The sequence below is a fragment of the Thioclava sp. JE_KL1 genome (assembly GCF_009296265.1).
In the GTDB taxonomy this organism is placed as follows: Bacteria; Pseudomonadota; Alphaproteobacteria; order Rhodobacterales; family Rhodobacteraceae; genus Thioclava.
Window position 1 is genome coordinate 1 of the sequence record NZ_WBJS01000066.1, and the last position, 679, is coordinate 679.

The 679-nt window shown below is 59.2% G+C and carries 2 protein-coding genes; both read left to right on the forward strand.

Going from position 1 to position 679, the window contains the following annotated elements:
- Window positions 1–66 precede the first annotated feature (66 nt).
- Window positions 67–360: an IS3 family transposase gene (locus tag F8R15_RS22180; RefSeq protein WP_038142960.1), complete on the forward strand. Its 294-nt coding sequence runs from the start codon at window positions 67–69 to the stop codon at window positions 358–360.
- Between the two features lie 8 nt (window positions 361–368).
- Window positions 369–679, forward strand: a 311-nt coding sequence (locus F8R15_RS22185) for an IS3 family transposase (protein ID WP_172976287.1), incomplete at its 3' end; no start/stop codon positions are given.

Below are 679 nucleotides of genomic sequence, written 5' to 3' on the forward strand. Positions count from 1 at the left end.
AAATTCGGACACTGACATAAGCTACGATTTGCAGTCTGCTGATCTTCGACGAGAAGGAGATCAGAGATGTCGAAACGCAAGCAGCACGCGCCCGAGTTCAAGGCAAAGGTCGCGCTGGAAGCCCTGAAGGGTGAAGAGACAGCGGCCGAGCTGGCGAGCCGGTTCGGGGTGCATCCAACGATGATCCATCAATGGAAGCGGGCCTTGCTCGAAGGCGCGTCGGGCGTGTTCGAGCGCGGGGGCCGAAGGAAGCCCGAGATCGACGAGGAGCAGGTGAAGGAGCTCCACGCCAAGATCGGGGAGCTGGCGGTGGCCAACTCTTTTTTGGAACGAAAGCTGAAGCCTTGGGGCGGGAAGTGAGGCGTGGCATGATCGAGCCGAACCATTCGGATCTGTCGATTGGGCAGCAGTGCAAGCTGCTGTCGATCGCACGCTCATCCTATTACTACGAGCCGAAGGGCGAAACCGAACAGAACCTCGGCCTGATGCGGCAGATCGACGAGCAGTTCCTGGAGACCCCGTTCTTCGGTGTCCGGCAAATGACCTGGCATCTGCGTAACGACGGACACTTGGTGAACGAGAAGCGGATACGGCGACTGATGCGCCTGATGGGGCTGATGCCGATTTACCAGAAGCCCAACACCAGCAGGCCCGCAAAGGGCCACAAGACCTATCCCTA